At 35.5% G+C, this 17,798-nt stretch carries 17 protein-coding genes; all 17 read left to right on the plus strand.

Annotation, left to right across the window (positions count from 1 at the left end; translation table 11 throughout):
• The first annotated feature begins 1 nt into the window (after position 1).
• Entirely contained in the window at positions 2–862 is an 861-nt protein-coding gene (locus ACIQZI_RS13575) for a sugar phosphate isomerase/epimerase family protein (RefSeq protein ID WP_403073782.1), read from the plus strand.
• Between the two features lie 252 nt (positions 863–1,114).
• On the plus strand, positions 1,115–1,780 hold the full coding sequence (locus ACIQZI_RS13580) for a YesL family protein (RefSeq protein ID WP_403073784.1): 666 nt from the start codon (positions 1,115–1,117) through the stop codon (positions 1,778–1,780).
• 37 nt (positions 1,781–1,817) lie between these two features.
• Positions 1,818–2,771: a carbohydrate ABC transporter permease gene (locus ACIQZI_RS13585; RefSeq protein WP_403073787.1), complete on the plus strand. Its 954-nt coding sequence runs from the start codon at positions 1,818–1,820 to the stop codon at positions 2,769–2,771.
• A 65-nt stretch (positions 2,772–2,836) separates the two neighbouring features.
• The gene (locus ACIQZI_RS13590) at positions 2,837–3,670 is read left to right on the plus strand and encodes a carbohydrate ABC transporter permease (RefSeq protein WP_062180249.1); all 834 of its coding nucleotides are present in this window, start codon (positions 2,837–2,839) and stop codon (positions 3,668–3,670) included.
• A 56-nt stretch (positions 3,671–3,726) separates the two neighbouring features.
• The gene (locus ACIQZI_RS13595; RefSeq protein WP_403073789.1) at positions 3,727–5,070 is read left to right on the plus strand and encodes an ABC transporter substrate-binding protein; all 1,344 of its coding nucleotides are present in this window, start codon (positions 3,727–3,729) and stop codon (positions 5,068–5,070) included.
• 575 nt (positions 5,071–5,645) lie between these two features.
• The gene (locus ACIQZI_RS13600; RefSeq protein ID WP_403073791.1) at positions 5,646–7,451 is read left to right on the plus strand and encodes a sensor histidine kinase; all 1,806 of its coding nucleotides are present in this window, start codon (positions 5,646–5,648) and stop codon (positions 7,449–7,451) included.
• Positions 7,452–7,456: 5 nt separating this feature from the next.
• The gene (locus ACIQZI_RS13605) at positions 7,457–9,064 is read left to right on the plus strand and encodes a response regulator transcription factor (protein ID WP_403073793.1); all 1,608 of its coding nucleotides are present in this window, start codon (positions 7,457–7,459) and stop codon (positions 9,062–9,064) included.
• Between the two features lie 976 nt (positions 9,065–10,040).
• Positions 10,041–10,601: a biotin transporter BioY gene (locus ACIQZI_RS13615; protein ID WP_403073797.1), complete on the plus strand. Its 561-nt coding sequence runs from the start codon at positions 10,041–10,043 to the stop codon at positions 10,599–10,601.
• Entirely contained in the window at positions 10,602–12,047 is a 1,446-nt protein-coding gene (locus ACIQZI_RS13620; protein ID WP_403073799.1) for an AMP-binding protein, read from the plus strand.
• Positions 12,047–13,141, plus strand: coding sequence for an acetyl-CoA C-acyltransferase (locus ACIQZI_RS13625; protein WP_403074040.1), 1,095 nt, complete (start codon positions 12,047–12,049; stop codon positions 13,139–13,141). The genes ACIQZI_RS13620 and ACIQZI_RS13625 overlap by 1 nt, the downstream gene beginning before the upstream one ends.
• 304 nt (positions 13,142–13,445) lie before the next feature.
• Positions 13,446–13,817, plus strand: coding sequence for a MaoC family dehydratase (locus ACIQZI_RS13630; protein WP_403074042.1), 372 nt, complete (start codon positions 13,446–13,448; stop codon positions 13,815–13,817).
• Positions 13,818–14,346: 529 nt separating this feature from the next.
• On the plus strand, positions 14,347–14,610 hold the full coding sequence (locus ACIQZI_RS13635; protein WP_157279493.1) for a metal-sensitive transcriptional regulator: 264 nt from the start codon (positions 14,347–14,349) through the stop codon (positions 14,608–14,610).
• Positions 14,611–14,782: 172 nt separating this feature from the next.
• Complete coding sequence (locus ACIQZI_RS13640) at positions 14,783–15,130, plus strand: rhodanese-like domain-containing protein (RefSeq protein WP_403073802.1); 348 nt, start codon at positions 14,783–14,785, stop codon at positions 15,128–15,130.
• Between the two features lie 11 nt (positions 15,131–15,141).
• Complete coding sequence (locus ACIQZI_RS13645; protein ID WP_403073804.1) at positions 15,142–15,438, plus strand: rhodanese-like domain-containing protein; 297 nt, start codon at positions 15,142–15,144, stop codon at positions 15,436–15,438.
• 130 nt (positions 15,439–15,568) lie between these two features.
• The gene (locus tag ACIQZI_RS13650; RefSeq protein WP_403073806.1) at positions 15,569–16,132 is read left to right on the plus strand and encodes a sulfurtransferase TusA family protein; all 564 of its coding nucleotides are present in this window, start codon (positions 15,569–15,571) and stop codon (positions 16,130–16,132) included.
• A gap of 17 nt (positions 16,133–16,149) precedes the next feature.
• Positions 16,150–16,545 (plus strand): DsrE/DsrF/DrsH-like family protein, encoded by a 396-nt coding sequence (locus ACIQZI_RS13655; protein ID WP_403073808.1) that lies wholly within the window; start codon positions 16,150–16,152, stop codon positions 16,543–16,545.
• Positions 16,546–16,659: 114 nt separating this feature from the next.
• Complete coding sequence (locus tag ACIQZI_RS13660) at positions 16,660–17,787, plus strand: MBL fold metallo-hydrolase (protein WP_403073810.1); 1,128 nt, start codon at positions 16,660–16,662, stop codon at positions 17,785–17,787.
• The last annotated feature ends 11 nt before the right edge of the window (positions 17,788–17,798 follow it).

The following is a 17,798-nucleotide window of genomic DNA, read 5'->3' on the forward strand; positions in this document are numbered from 1 at the left end:
AATGACAAAAGGTAAAATTGGCGTTCAAATGATGATGCTTAAAGGCAAAGTCGAAGAACTAGGTGCTTATGAAACAATGAGAAAAATAAATGAACTTGGATATCACGCTGTCGAAGTATCACAAATTCCAATGACTGCAGAAAATGTATCTGAGTTAAAGAGAGCGAGTTTTGACTTTGATATCAAAATCGCTGCGATGTCTGCTGCCCTAGAACCAATGTTACCAGGCGCTCCAGGTGAAACATTGACAGATGATTTCGAAAAAATTGTGAATGATTGCAAAACATTAGATTGTAATTTCTTACGTATCGGTATGTTGCCGTTAACTGTAATGGGCGATAAAGATAAAATCATGGATTTTATTAATAAAGCTGAAATCATGGCAGAGAGATTAGCTGAACATGGTATTGAATTATACTATCATACTCATCATCTCGAATTCCAAAAATACGATGGCGAATATCTATTAGATTTGATAAAAAATAACACGACTAAGCTTGGTTTTGAGTTAGATGTTCACTGGATTCAAAGAGCTGGCGTAAATCCTGTTGAGTTTATTAAACAATACGCAGGTCGTATTTCGCTATTACACTTGAAAGATTATCGAATTGGACAAATGGATTTAAGTGAAGTGGACTTTAATGATATGGCTAAATTCATGAATATCTTCACAAATACGATTGAATTTGCAGAACTTGGTGAAGGTAACCTTGATATGAATGCCATTATTGAAGCTGGACTAGAAAGTGGCGCACAGTATTTCTTAGTAGAACAGGATAATACATATGGCCGTGATCCATTCGATTGCCTGCAAACGTCTGCTGAACACTTGAGAAAAATTGGTTATGCAGATTGGTTTTAATTGAAAGGGAAAAAAACAGAAATAAAATAACGGTATAAAATCAAGGAATCAGGAACCGAATTTAGACAAATGTCTTTTTCGGCTTCTGATTCCTTTTTTAGAATTACCTTTACTAACGACTTACTTACAATCCGTCGATATAAAAATTAAGAAATGTCAAAATAATTTCAATTAGGTAAAAAAAATCTATATGATTCTATTAATAATTTTCATACAATAATTAGTGTAGCCAATAAACATAAGGGGGTGTAAATGATAGGATCTTCTAGACTTATGAACAATGTATATGTTGTATGTGATTGGATAATTAGATTACTTTATCTTAATCTACTATGGATTGTTTTCACGATCGCTGGACTAGTAATCGCTGGTATATTCCCTGCTACAGTTGCTTTGTTTTCAGTACTCAAGGAATGGATTCATGAAGGGAAAAATGTAAGGGTTTTCAATGTTTTTTTGAACATATATAGAAAGGAATTTTTAAAAGCAAATCGATTGGGTATCATATTATTTTTCATTTCTATCGTTTTTTACACGGACTGGCTATTTACAAACCAACTCTCAGGTACCTTGGGGATGATTACAAAAGGAGTTCTGCTAGGAAGTGGTTTCGTATTCGGGATTACATTGTTGTACGTGGTTCCGGTATATCTTCAAGTAGATGGAAAGGTGTTTACTACTATTAAATTAGCTTTTCTAATAGGAATCATCTACCCTCATTATACTTTTATCATGATGTTATCGGTTGCCTCTTTAATGTTGATAAGCTTCTTACTACCAATGGCAGGCTTTCTCTTTTTTGCAAGCGGTTTAGGGTGCGTGCTCATGTTTTTCTCCATGCATCTAATTAGGAAAATAGGAGATCGAACAAAAAAAATACAAAAGCAAGGAAAATCTCAATTGGCCATCCATAACTAAAGTTTTAGCAAATGATACTCTCGGGAGGGAAGGTAATATGAGTGTTGAAGCGAAAAGTGTGATTGGAAATGTTGTAGAAAATGCTAAATCTGTAAAAATCAAAAAGAAAAGTGGAATTGAAAAAAAAGAAAATCTAACAGGTCTATTGTTTGTATCTCCGATGTTAATAGGGGTTGGAATTTTAACGCTTCTGCCAATTATTGCAACTTTTATACTAAGCTTTGCAGATTGGAACTTTATTATGGGGATTGCGCAAATAAAGTGGGTAGGCTTCGATAATTTCAAAGCATTGTTTGAAAATGAAGGGTTTCTTAAATCAGTATCCAATAATTTACTTTTCTTATTAACGGTTCCTTTAACGATGATTTTCTCTTTGTTTATAGCAATTGTCATTGATAAGCATGTGTATATGAAGAGTTATTTCAAAGTAGCTTTTTTTATGCCGTATATTTCGAGTATTGTTGCCATAGCCGTTGTTTGGCAAGTGTTATTTAATCCAACAGATGGACCGATTAATCAATTTTTATTCTCAATTGGTATCGAAAACCCACCTACATGGATAGCAGATCCCAGTTTCGCACTAATTTCGGTGATGTTGATTCAAATTTGGGCAGCCATTGGGTTTAATATGATCCTCTTTTTAGCTGGTTTACAGTCGATTCCTAAAGAACTTTATGAAGCAGCTGATATGGATGGGGCGACGGCCTGGGATAAATTTAAGAACATCATGCTTCCTGCTTTATCTCCAACAACGTTTTTCCTTTTGATTACAGGAATTATTGGTACATTTAAAGTGTTTGACTTAATTGCTGTATTAACCAAGGGTGGTCCTATTAATTCAACAACCATGCTTGTATGGCATTTGTATGAAAGCGCATTCGTAGATTTGAAAATTGGTTATGCTTCCGCAATTGCTGTTGTCCTATTCGTATTTGTTCTTATCATCACTTTATTACAGTGGGTAGGGCAGAAAAAATGGGTGAACTACTAATCTACTGAAACGTGTTCTCTTTAAATTAAATAATTGGTTGAAATATCGCTGAGGGAGGAAGACACATGGAGAAAAAATTCACTCTACGAAAGTTAATCATTACTATTATCACCTTTGTAGTCAGTATCGCCTTTTTACTACCTTTCATTTGGATGCTATCCACGTCCTTTAAGATTGAAGCAGATGTTTTTAAATTTCCGGTTGAGTGGATTCCTACTAGATGGAATGGATTAGAAAACTTTAAAGAAGTTTGGTTAGGGCAATATCCTTTTGCACTATATTATTGGAACTCAATAAAGGTTACTGTGATTACAACCGCGATTTCTGTAATCGTGTCTGCTATGGCAGCTTATGGATTTTCAAAAGTGAATTTTCCGGCGGGGAAGTTCCTTTTCTTAATCGTTTTGACCACATTTATGGTACCTCAACAATCAATCTTAGTTCCACAATTTATTCTATATCGTTATTTAGGTTTATTCGATAGTCATTTCGGTTTGATTCTTTTAGGAAGTTTTAGTGTGCTAGGTACATTTATGTTAAGGCAGTTCTTTATGGGGATCCATTCAGACTATATTGACGCAGCGAAAATAGACGGTGCTGGCCACTTTAGAATTTTTTGGTCGATTGCCTTGCCAATTGTAAGGCCAGCTATTGCGACATACGCGATTTTGCGTTTTATTTGGACATGGAATGATTATCAAAATCCACTCATTTTCTTACGAACAGATGGATTATATACGATTCAGTTAGCTATGCAGAAATTCACTTCATTAAATGGTGAATTCTATTCCTTGATTATGGCAGCTGCTGTTTCAGCAATACTTCCACTCGTAATTGTCTTTATCATTGGGCAAAAACAAGTTATTGAAGGAATTGCAATGGGTGGAGTAAAAGGATAATTGGTTTCACAGAAAGAAAAAAATAGAAATGAAACGAATTCAGGGGGGAAGGAATAATGAAAAGATTCTTATTACTTTTTTTAAGCTTCACTTTAGTTATTGGGATACTAGCTGCATGTAGCCAAAAAGAATCCACAAGTCCAAGTGGGAAAGAAGGAGAACCTGAAACAATTAAATTTTATACGCATGGAACTGAAGATGGGTACGCATGGAAGAGAACAATCAGTGCTTTCGAAGAAAAATATCCTGATATCAAAGTGGATGTTGTTCAATTAAGTGAAAAACAGGATGGAGCAGAATCACTGAAGAAAATTGATTTAGCTGCCGCTTCTGGAGAAGAGATGGATGTTATAATGTTCACGAATACACCTAACTATGCACAGCGCGTCAATTTAGGCATGCTAGAACCGATTGACAGTTATATTGAACAAGACGGCTATAAAATGGAAGAAGAATATAAAGTTGATACGAGTGTTGGCGGGAAATATTACGGACTTCCTGGGAAATTTGTTGCGTGGTATGTCTTATTAAATAAAGATCGTTTAGCTGCTGCTGGACTTGAAGTGCCGAAGAATTGGACTTGGGACGAGTTTATGGAATATGCTAAAAAGTTGTCTTCTAAAGGCCACTATGCTACTTATTTTCATGGTCCATGGGATGGGGCTTGGATAAACTATATGAGCTTAAGACTACAGTCTCAAGAAAAAGATGCTGGTTTCTTGAAAACGGATGGGACTTCAAATATGGACAACCCATTGTATAAAGAATCATTAGCAATGCGCCTAAAAATGGAGAAGGAAGATAAAACGGCTGTGCCTTATTCTTCAATGATTTCTCAAAAAATGAATTATCGTGATCAATTCTTTACACAAGCAGTAGATATGATCATAACGGGTACTTATATGACAGCGGAACTTGGCGGTTCAGAGCGCTTTCCTGCTGAGTTCAATATTGCGGTAGCACCATTTCCACAAAATGAATTAGAGGAAAAAGGTTCTTATTCGGTGGGAGATGGAGACATTCTGGGGATATCCGCTAACTCAAAACATAAAGAAGCTGCATACAAATTTATTAGATGGTATACAACTGAAGGTCAAGTGGCACAAGGTATTAATATCCCATCTTGGACTAAAGTGACAAATGAGCAAATCGTGGATCTAATTACCGATACCCTTGCAGAAGCAAACAATCCAGAAAAAGTAGATAAAGAATCATTAATTCACTCAATTCAAACGGTTATTACGGCTAAAGCAGGAAAGCCAGTACCATATCAAAATGAAATAGATCAAGCACTTTCTTCAGAATTTGAAAAATTAATTCTGGATAAACAAAATCTTGATGAAACAGTGGCGAATTCCAAAAAAATTGTACAAGATATTTTAGACAAAAATAAAAAATAAATACTCAATAATATTGTAACGATAAAGAGCTAATGCGTTAGAATCATTCTGTAATAGTTGAGAAGTCTACCGCCTTAACTACCTATTTTAATAGGGAGTTAAGGCGGTTTTATTTTAGAACGGATTAATGGAAGATGTCCCTGCTTCAACACAAGGATATGAGGGAGATCAACTTCAGTATAACCCCGATAGATTCATCTCACTTTCGGTAGGGGACGCCCCATCATTTCTGTAATATTCGCATTTTCGAAAAGGTGTTTCTTAGAAGAAATAAAAATGATAAAATAGTAATAGGAAAAAATAAACTACGAAATAAAAACGACTAAAATTCGCAATATTCAATTGAAATACAGTCTTTTGATGAGTTTGGTATCTGGCGCCAACGTCTAGCTAGCTATGAAAAAGATGATTTTCTCAAGGGTAAGAAAGCATATTCATGGTTCGCCCCAATTTTCTTTTACGGCTGATCAAAATGTTTACGTTTTTCCATTTATCTCTTGGACTAATTCGTTTAGGTTAGAACAACTAGCTTTTTGTAACCAAGTACCGGGAACGGTTTTTACTGGAGGTTGGAAATGAAGACGCGAATTCTACAAATAGTATCATTTCTTTCATTTCGTGATAAAGTACTGTTACTATCAATAACTTGCTTAATATTACCTGTAATAGGCACATTATCTATTTACAATTATTTAACGAAAGATGCGGTGGAAGAACAAGCCATTATTAGCGCTAAAAACGAATTGAAACTAACAGACGAGTATTTAAAGAAAATCTTCGAGGATATGTTATACACACTTAACTTTATTCAGCTAGACACAGAACTGAACCACATTTTTAAAAACCCTGTAATGAATTCGGTGGATCTAGATCATGATAGCCAGTATCTAGTCTTCTTAAATGATAAAAAAGTGAACAAAACATTGGAAACCCTTACATTGAAAAACCAAAGTGTCTATATCACGATTATACTTAATAACGGGAAAATATATACGAATTACTCATCTAATGAATATAACCCGAAAAATGTAAGTGGAGAAACGTGGTTTGAAAATCTACGTACTCTAAAAGGGTATCGCCCTATTTGGATGGCTCCACAGACAACTATGTTTGCATCTGAAAAAATAAAAAGTCCGGACTCATTATCTGTTGCAAGAGTATTGCAAGATAGTATTTCTGGGGTCTATGGATATGCGATCGTTACGACAACTGTAGATAGAATAAGTAATATATTGGAGAGTGAAAACAAGGACAATAGCATCTTACTAATGAATGAAGCCAATCTATTAATTGGGACGAATAAAGATTTTGATAGAAAGCTTTCGGAACAAGTGAACAAAAAAGAAAACTTCCAAACAGAACATATCATTCGTATCAAAGGTAAAGATTATTTGATAAATACACGTGAACTTTCCATTACTGATTGGAAATTAATATCCCTTATTCCCTATGAAAAAGCCATATTTAGAATTAATTTAATTTTCCGTAAAATATTCATAACTCAAACAATCGCATTCATTTTATTTTTGTTTTTACTTACTCTTATATTAAGCAAGATATTAAATCGGTTAGTAGTATTAAGGAATATCGCTAAAAAGGTACAAAGTGGTGATTTGACTGTACGTTCATCTTTAAAAGGAAATGATGAGATAGCCACTCTTTCAACGTCTTTCAACCTTATGTTAGATAAAGTAAGGGAAATGATAGAAGAAAATACACTTATTCAATCAAGAAAAAGGCAAGCAGAGCTAGAGATGTTACAAGCGCAAATAAATCCTCACTTCTTATTCAATGTCTTAAATTCTATCCGGATGAAAGTAATGATGAAGCGTGACAATGAAAGTGCGGAAATGATCAGTTCTTTGTCAAAGCTATTACGAATAACGATTGATAAACACAAAGGGATGATCACTTTTCTGGAAGAGCTTGAGATTAATCATGATTATGTTCGATTAATGAATATGCGCCAAAGACATGAGGTTGGCTTGAAAATGAATGTTTCAAGTGATACGCTTCACATCAAATTACCACGCCTAGTATTACAGCCAATCATTGAAAATGCTATTATTCATGGGTTGAACGAGCAAGTAGGCCTCATTGAGATAAGAGCAAAATATCGCAATCATACATTGATGATTGTAATTGAAGATACCGGATGCGGAATGGAAGATGAACAACTTACGAAGCTTAAAGAAAACCTAAATAAACCAGGTTTAGGTTCGACCCAAGAAAGTGAATCCAATGGTTTTTCAAGTATTGGTCTATCGAATGTTTATGAAAGAATGAAATTAACATTTGGTGAAAACTTTAGCATGCAAGTACAAAGTGAACTGAATAAGGGTACCAAAGTATCTATGGTAATTCCTATTCAGGAGGAGTGAATAGTATGTATAAAGTGATGTTAGTAGATGACGATTATCCAGTTTTAGAGTTTCTTTCAGAAATGATTGATTGGAGGGACCTTGGTTTAGCTTTACAAAGTATTCATGTTAATGGCATGAGTGCGTTAAAGGAAGCTGAGACAAGTATGCCAGATATTCTAATAACAGATATTGGAATGCCTAAATTGGATGGTATTGAACTCACAAAAAGATTAAAGGAAAAAAACTCTTCTTTATTAGTAGCTATTCTTTCATGTCATAATGAATTTGAGTTTGTGCAATCAGCTTTAAAATTAAAGGTTCAGGAATATATTTTAAAGGATAGGTTGGATCTTGAGCAAATTATTAAATTATTAAGTCAATTTAAGAATACATTGGATATTGAACTGAATCATCAGAGAAATCAATTACAAATGGCTCATACAATAGAAAGAAATAGAGCTATCATGTTAGAAAAGTTCATGAATAAAACCATCTACCAGCCATTACATTGTGAAAAAGATTGGTCTAATGAAGCTGAATTACTTGGCATTCAAGCAAACCAACAGTACATTATCATATTGTGTGTAGTAGAGGGTTACCAATCATTACTTAATCAGTTTCGTTCAACGGTTTTAGTGAACTTTCTCATTTATAATGTCATAACCGAAATCATGGGAAATGAAGCATTGAAGGGTGTGTACGGTCACTTCGAGCAAGAGGAGTCTTTTTTATTTGTTCCAATTAACCATGTATGTGAAGAAGAGAATCAAAAGATTAAAAAAGTCATTCAAAAAATACAATTCATATTTCAAAAAATGTTTGGCATATCCATATCATTTGTTCTAGGTAAGGCTTCTGCTACTCCTCTAGACATGAAGAAACAGATGATTGAACTAAGTGAGTCAACTGTTCAAAAATTTTATCTGAAACAAAAAAGCATAGAGAATTTTCAAGTATTAACGATTTCAAAAGAAAATATTTTTAGTTGGTATAATGAAGCATCTAGTGAATTTAAAGATCTTATATTACTAAATAGCATGGAAATGGAACAGAAATTGGCAATCATAAAAAAATGGATTCGTTTTATTATAGATCATCAATTTTCTCCAGCTTCCGTTAAAGATTGGATGTTGAAGATATTACTTGATATCAAGGTGAAAATTCAAGCTTTAACAAATTTCAAATTGTATGGATCAAATGAAAATCTTTATGAAATGATTTCGAAAATTAATGGAATTTATGAATTGGAAAATTGGCTAATCGAATATTTTTATAAAACTAATGAAATGGCTAGTTATGAATCAAATTCGAATATAGAAATTGCAAATGCTTGCAGGTATATTTCAGCAAATATTCACCGTAGAATAACGCTAGATGAGGTAGCGAGTTATCTACATCTAAATTCTAGTTACTTCAGCCGTTTGTTTAAAAAAGAAGTAGGGGAAAATTTCGTTAAGTATGTTGTAAATATAAAAATGAAACGTGCAAAAGAATTGTTAGACCAAACAAATTATTCAATAATCGAAATCAGCGAACAGTTAGGTTATGAAAATCAGAGTTATTTTAATAAAACATTTAAAGCATTTACAGGTATTGCCCCTATAGAGTATAGAAAGGGAAATACAAAGTAAGATAAGCGAACAAATTATTACGGCTTGAATCAGAGATATTTTCTATATAATTTTTGTCCTAACAACGATTCAGTTTAATAATGTAATAAAGAGGAAGTCTGATAAGATACTCTCAGCCCCTTACTAGACAACCCTTTTCAATTCAAATTATGTAACTACTGAAATAGTCATTCCAATTAACAAATTCCATTCTTGCTACAGAGTATAATCCACATGCTAAAACCTATGAAAATCGTAAATAATGATAGGAAAATGAAGAGGTAACTATTAACTTTTCTGCCTGAATGTTTGCCCATTTGCCGAGCGACTTTTACATAACTCTTTTTTTCTTAGCGATTGTTTCTTCGCCAAATTCCAAGACCTTTACTGAAGTAGGAAATGCTTGTAAAGTCAGTAAAGAAACATCCGAATATAAGGCTCCAAAACCCCCACATTATTCAGGGAACACTTGATCCAGAACTGTCTGAAATTGCAGTTTAGTTTGTACAAACATGCTTGTAATATTTTCATGTTGTCTTGTAAGGGTTCGTGGGTTTAAGAGTTGTATTCCTCGCTGTTTTTAAGGTACTATGTCCTCTTTATAATACAGCTTGCAGAGATGATGAGCGTCAATGACATCTGATTTTAGCTTGTGTAAATTAGAACTCTTAGCTCGATACGATATGTGTGGATTCATGATCATCAGTAAGTAGCCACTATCCTCGAAATACCGTACGATTGGTATATGATATCTAGTAGATTCCAAGACAATGGGAGTCCGTCCCCCTGACACGTCGTCTACTTCTCTAATAAATAACGTCATTCTTTTCGGGTATTTTATTGAAAGAATAACGTTTTTTTATTTTGGGGGAAATTCATGTCGTTAATTTGATGGTGATGAGGACAAGGAATTTTTTCTCATGCAATAATATTCTTTACAAATAAAAGTAATGCGTTTTATAATAATGTTAACTTAAAATGAAAGTAGGTTAACATTGTGAAGTTAAAAGATTTAATGTATGTTTCAATGTTTGTAGCAATTATGGGCGTACTTGGAGTTCTTCCTCCAATTTTGTTCGCCTTTACTCCTGTGCCTATTACTTTACAAACATTAGGAATCATGTTATCAGGTAGTGTGCTAGGAGCACGTTTAGGTCCTAAATACGCAGCTCTTAGTCAAATTTTATTTTTATTATTGGTTATGACAGGTTTACCGCTATTATCTGGTGGACGAGGTGGAATCGGTGTTTTTTTTAGTCCATCAGGAGGCTATCTTATCGGCTGGGTAGCAGGTGCCTATGTCATTGGACTATTATCTTATCGTATGAAAAATGTGTCTTTGGTAAAGATTCTTCTTATTAATATTATTGGTGGTATAGGTGTTGTCTATTTATTTGGAATTCCTATTCAAGCTTTGATGATGAATATTGGGATCGATAAAACGATGATCCTTAGCTTAGTGTATCTTCCTGGTGATTCAATAAAAGTGGTCGTTGCATCCCTGATTGCTATTAAGCTACGAAACTATATTCCACTCGCTAAGAGGGTTCAAGTTTAAGTGAAAATTACCAGTACCTATAGTACGTATGCTGAGTTGGATAGCAAGCGACCCGCTATCATAACAGACGAAGAATCCGTTTTATATGGTGAATGGCTTGATTTAGTGAAGCGAACCGCTACCTCTTTTTTTAGGGCAGCGCAAGAAACGAAAAGAGTGGCATTATTCTTACCAAATGGACGCTTGTTTTTACAGCTATTCGCTGGAGCGTGTGAAGCAGGCTGGGCAAGTATAGTTGGAGATATGAGATGGAAGAAGCAAGAGATTGAGGAACGAATTCAACAAACGTCTCCAGATTTGATTATTGCTGATGAAAGGCTAAAAGGTTTTTTTCAAAAGCAACGTGCGCCTATCATTTATTCAGATGAGGTAGAGAACTGGATCGGTGCTAGATGCGACAGTCCGCACAGTGACGCTAATGCTCCCTTTTATATTGGCTTTACCTCTGGTTCTACAGGAAAACCAAAAGCCTTCGTTCGCTCTCATGCTTCGTGGATAGAAAGCTTTCGGTGTAATAGAGTCGACCTCGGGATGACGGAAAAAGACCATGTCTTAATACCAGGTTCGTTTGTGAATTCCACTTTTTTATACGGTGCCTTGAGTACCTTATTTTTAGGTGGAACGATATATGTGTTGAAAAAATTTTCTCCTGCACGATTGACGAATGTCTTAGAGCATTATCCGATTTCTCATGTGTTTGTGGTACCTACGATGATCAACGCCTTATTAAAGGAAGAATATCAGGAAACCAAAGACATAACTTTTATTTCAACTGGTGCAAAGTGGCTTCCCCGAATGAAGGAGAAGATGCACCTACAGTTTCCAAACGCAGATTTTTATGAATTTTATGGATCATCCGAGCTTAGCTATATTTCGGTTTTAAAAAATAATGAACAGATTGAATATGCCGATTCAGTTGGAAGAGCCTTTCACAATGTTGAAGTGAGCATTCGTGATGAAAAAGGAAAGGAAGTATCAACTGGAGAAGAAGGCGTATTGTTTGTCAAAAGTAACATGCTTTTTGATGGATATATCGATCAAAAGGAGGAAACAAAAAAGGTCTTACAGGGAGATTGGGCGACGGTTTATGATGTCGCCAAAATGAATGAAGAAGGGTATATACATATTCTCGGTCGGAAAAACGATATGATTCTTTACGGTGGAATCAATGTGTACCCCCATGAAATCGAACAGGCATTAATAAAATGTGACGGTGTAGAAGAAGTAGTGGTTTTAGGAATCAACGATGAATATTGGGGCGAGAAAATAGCTGCTTGCATTAAAGGAAATGTATCTTTAGCCTCTTTGAAAAATTATTGTTTTCATACTCTATCTTCTTATAAAATTCCACGAGTGTGGCGAAAAATCGAACAGTTTCCATACACAACGGGAGGCAAGATTTCACGCCAGGAAGTTAGAAAGTGGTTGGAAAAGGATGCGTTATGATGAAAAGAGCAGTCATTGTTAAAGCAAAGAGAACGGTAATTGGAAAAAAAGGCGGCATTTTAAAAGAATATCGCCCTGAACAATTAGCTGCTGCTGTCATTCGAGACCTTGTTCAAGATTTGCCCGAACAAGTAGATGATATTATTTTAGGAAATGTAGTCGGTCCTGGAGGAAATATGGCGAGGCTGTCAAGCTTAGAGAGCAATCTACCTTTTTCTGTTCCTGGGGTGACAATTGATCGGCAATGTGGATCCGGATTAGAAGCGATCCGCCTTGCTTGCCATCTCATTCAAGGAGGAGCAGGGGATATCTATATTGCTGGTGGTGTCGAAAGTACGAGTCAATCACCATACGAAAAGAGAGCCCGTTTCACACCTAAGCGATATAGAGATCCTGAAATGGGGATGGCTGCAGAATATGTAGCTGAAAAATATGGAATCACACGACAGATGCAAGATGCATATGCGCTTCTTAGCTATCAACGGGCTATTTATTCCTTACAACACGATTATTTTTCAGAGGAACTTGTAAAGATCGATAATCTTTCCTTACAAGACGAAGGATTAAATGCCGAGCAGAATTATGACAGAATGCTGCGTCGCTTATCTCCTTGTTTTAAGGAAAATGGAACGATAACGCTTGGAAATTGCTGTGGAATTAATGATGGAGCAGCAGCGGTTCTTGTAATGTCAGAGGAAAAAGCAAAGAAATTAGGCTATAAACCGATAATCCGCTTTGTCGATAGTGTGGTGACTGGCGTGAATCCCAACTATCCAGGAACAGGTCCTATCCCCGCTGTTTCAGAAATTTTATCTAAACATTCGCTGTCGATTCAAGATATTGATTTGATTGAATTGAATGAAGCATTTGCTTCCAAAGCTGTCGCATGTGCTCAAGAGCTTTCTATTCCTTTTGAAAAATTAAATATAGAAGGTGGCGCAATTGCCTTAGGTCATCCTTATGGGGCATCGGGAGCCATTTTGGTCACCCGATTATTTTATGAAGTACAGCGTAACAAAGCAAATTATATCATTTCGACGATCGGAATCGGTGGCGGAATGGGTATCGCTGTTTTATGGGAGAGTATGGTATGAAAACCGAGATTACTTTAGTTACAATCACAGACGAAATGGTACAAAACTATGAAGCGATTTTTGGAAAACAAACTAGTTTGCCCCCAACCTTTCCCATGATTTTTTATCGTTATATGAAGATGCCAAGGAGCTTTAAGACAGCGCCAATTCATCGGAAACAGACCTGTTCGTGTCACAGGGAACTTTCCATCGGGGAAAGCTACCAGTGTGTGGTTACACTTGATCAAGAAAGTCAAAAAGGAAAATATACGTTTTACACCCAATCTCTCATAGGCTATAACTTGGAAGGAAGCGAGTGTTTTCAATGTGTGTCGGAATTAGTGGTTCGATTACCCTAACGAAAGAAAAAATCAAACAATATGCATTGCTTTCGGGAGATTTCAATCAGATTCATTTGAATCAAGAGGCAGCCGAACGCTTCGGATTTAAAGCACCGATCGCTCACGGAATGTTGACAATGGGGCTCGCATTAGAAATTGTCTCTTCTTTTATTGAGAAAGGGATGAGGATTTCTACATATGAGATGCAATTTCTTAAACCGATATTTCAGAATGACACGATTCATTTAGTTGGAGAGAAAATGCAGCCGGAAAATGACTCTCCTACATTTGTGATCGAAGGTAGAAATGGAAATCAAGTAGTAGTTAAGGGAGAATTCGTATTAACAAGAGAGTGATTGTGTCATAGCCCTCAAATGTGAATAACGATCTTTATTCAGATACTTACTGAATAAGGATCGTCATTTTTTTGTTTTTCTAAATCATGTACTTAACTTGTTGCACATATTGTTAAAAAAAGAGCGGTTTGAACAAATGGAATATTTAATAATGATGTCGATAGTGTATAAATTATTGTGTCATTTTTAAGGAGTATATAAGTTTAAACTATTATGTCACTTTAGTCTAAATTTTTGTGTCACTCTTCAAATATGGAATTTAGTTAATTAAGTGCAATGAATAGTATCGGAGAATACAAATGGAAAACGTCAATTATAGGGGATTTTTTAATTGTGTTATTATAGCCATTTATAGTCGAACTAAGCCTTGTTATCTAAGTTGAGCATAAGAGGGGATTGGTAGCTTTGGTAGTATCTTTTGCAGATATTAAAATAATAAAACCTATTATTTTTCTCGTTGACAATATACCTATACGGGTATATGATGTGAGTGTCAGCAAGAAAAAAACAAAGTAAAGGGGGGGCACACTTGAATTCATATGATGATAAATTGAAAAATCGTATTAAGCGAATGGAAGGTCAACTTCGCGGAGTATTGAAAATGATGGAAGAAGGAAAAGACTGTAAAGCAGTCATCACTCAACTTTCAGCTGTCCGTTCAGGCGTCGATCGTTCAATTGGTGTGATCGTTAGTCAAAACTTGCTCGAATGTATCAAAAATGCAAATGGCGATGAAGAAACATTGAATGATTCCATTCAAGAAGCAGTGAATTTATTTGTAAAAAGTCGCTAGTAACCGACTTTTTATTTTATATAAAATAAAAAGTCGCTAGTAACCGACTTTTTATTTTATATAAAATAATACCCATACAGGTATAATTGGTAGTGGTTGGCACTTAAGCAATTACAAGTTTCAGACTCGTGTAAGTACCAAACACTAGCTTTAAAACGAGAGGAGACTATCATTGGAAACTTGGATTATTATCGCTAGTGCTATTGTCTTTATCATTTGGCGTATGAAACCAGCAAAAGGCATAAAAGCTATTTCGACAGAACAATTGAAAGGAATACTTAAGGATCATGATAAAGTGTTCGTGGATGTTCGTACACCTAGTGAATATAGAGCACGTAACATTCGCATTTTTAAAAATATTCCTTTAGGATCAGATTTCTCGAAACTGCCAAAAGACAAAGAACTTGTAGTCATTTGTCAAAGCGGTATGAGAAGTGCACAAGCTTGCAAGCAATTAAAAAAATTAGGTTATGAAAATGTCACGAATGTTCGTGGTGGGATGAGTGCATGGAGAGGATAAGGTGAATCAAGATGAAAGAAATTAGTGCAAAAGAAGTAGAATCTCGTTTAGATAGTGGAGAACAACTAAACCTGATTGATGTACGCGAAGTAGAAGAAGTACAAGAGGTAAGTATTCCTGGAATCGTTAATATACCTCTAAGATTATTAGAATTCCGAATGCATGAATTGGATAAAAACAAACCATATATAATGGTTTGCCGTTCTAGCGCAAGAAGTAGCCGCGCTACACAATTATTGGAAGAACATGGATATGATGTAACAAATATGGTTGGCGGCATGCTAGTATGGGAAGGCAAAGTTGATTAACTCTATTTCTATATATTTTTTTGAGAAAAATAATACCCTATACGGTATATGAAACCTGGCACTCCAACTATTCTGAATCGTACAGTTCCAGGCACCTAATTACCAAATTCGAAAGAGGAGGCTGTGAATTATGGCTATTAAAGCAGATGTACAATTAGACGTTAAAGGGTTAACTTGCCCGATGCCAATTGTTAAAACGAAAAAAGCAATGAATGATTTAACCGATGGTCAGATTTTAGAAGTTCAAGCGACAGACAAAGGTTCAAAAGCAGATTTAGCAGCTTGGGCTGAGAGTATTGGGCATCTATATATTGGCATCATTGAAGAAGACGATGTATTACTACACTACATCCGTAAAAGTGGAGATAGCGAAGTAGTCGAAAAGAAATTTGAACAAACGATTAAGAACGAAGAAGTTATTGACCGGGCATCAAACGGTGGCTTTATTCTAGATGTTCGAGAAGAAGCAGAATTTACTTTTGGGCATATTGAAGGTGCGAAATCAATTCCACTGGGCGAATTAGAAGAACGATTGGAGGAACTAGATAAAGAACAAGAAATTTATGTGATTTGTCGCACAGGAAAACGCAGTGACTTAGCTGCGCAAAAACTTTCTCAAAAAGGGTTTACAAAAGTGTATAACGTCTTACCAGGTATGGGTTCATGGAATAGCGAATTATCAAAAGAATTATAAATTGGAGGAAATGAATTATGTCTAACAAAGTAGCTATTATCGCAAGTAACGGGGGTCTTTTTGACGCTTATAAAGTATTCAATATTGCAACTGCAGCAGCAGCAACAGAAAAAGAGGTTGCCATCTTCTTCACATTTGAAGGTCTTAATTTAATTCACAAACAAGCAAATCAAGCACTACCAATGCCAGAAGGAAAGGAACACTTTACGGAAGGTTTTGCAAAAGCTAACGTTCCAAGCATTCCTCAATTAGTCGAAATGGCGCAAGATCTAGGCGTGAAATTTATCGGTTGCCAAATGACTATGGATGTAATGGGCTTAACAAAAGAAGATTTCATTGATGGAATTGAAGCAGGTGGCGCTGTTACTTTCCTTGAATTTGCAAAAGATGCATCACCAACATTAACGTTCTAATTCCAAAGTAGGTATAGTATGAAATTCTAAGTTAATTGTATTAGGCCAACCTAGTGGAAGGAAACAACCCTTACACTTTAAAATCAAAAGTAATACCTACGGGGGTAGTTGGATATGGCAATATCAAAGATGACAGCAGCACAAGTTGCTCGCAAAGCAATTGAGAATCATGAATTATTTATCCTTGATGTACGTAACAAAGATGCTTTTGAAGATTGGAAAATAGAAGGTCACAAATTTGAGTACTTGAACATTCCCTATTTCGAACTATTAGATGGTGTTGAGGGAATTTTACCGAAACTACCTAAAGATAAAGCTGTTTTGGTTGTCTGTGCAAAAGAAGGATCATCAATAATGGTTGCGGAAATGATTTCAGAAGTAGGCTGTAATGTATATTACCTTGAAGGAGGAATGAAATCTTGGAGCATGTACCTAGAACCAATTAAAGTAGGTGACTTAACAGGTGGCGGAGAACTTTATCAATTTGTTCGTCTTGGTAAAGGATGTCTTTCATACATGGTCATTTCAGAAGGTGAAGCAACTATCATTGATGCGGTTCGTTTTACAGAAGTATTTACAAACTTCGCAAAAGAGAAAAATGTACAAATTAAACACGTATTTGATACGCACTTACATGCTGATCACATCTCTGGTGGACGTCATATTGCAGAAGAAACAGGTGCAACCTACTATTTACCACCAGAAGATGCAGAAGAAGTAGTATTTAATTACACACCACTTGAAGATGGTTTAACAGTTTCAAATGGTGCTTCAAAAATTGAAATTGGTGCACTTTACTCACCAGGACACACTATCGGTTCAACATCTTTCATTGTAGATAGGAAGTACTTATTAACTGGTGATATTTTATTCATCGACTCAATTGGTCGTCCTGACTTAGCTGGTCTTGCAGAAGACTGGGTAGGCGATCTTCGTGAAACTTTATATCGGCGTTATCGTGAACTAGCTGAGGATTTAATTGTGTTACCGGCTCACTTTATGACTATTGATGAGTTAAATGAAGATGGTACAGTTGCTAAAGGTCTAGGTGATTTATTTGCAGAAAACCATGGTCTCAATATTGAAAGTGAAGAAGAATTCTGTCATACCGTGACAGATAACTTACCACCTCACCCCAATGCATATCAACAAATTCGTCAAGTGAACATGGGTAAAGTTACACTAAACAACGATGAACAAACAGAAATGGAAATCGGTCCAAACCGTTGTGCTGTACGTTAAAAGGAAATGTA

Source organism: Peribacillus sp. NPDC096379, assembly GCF_044762875.1.
GTDB lineage: Bacteria > Bacillota > Bacilli > Bacillales > DSM-1321 > Peribacillus.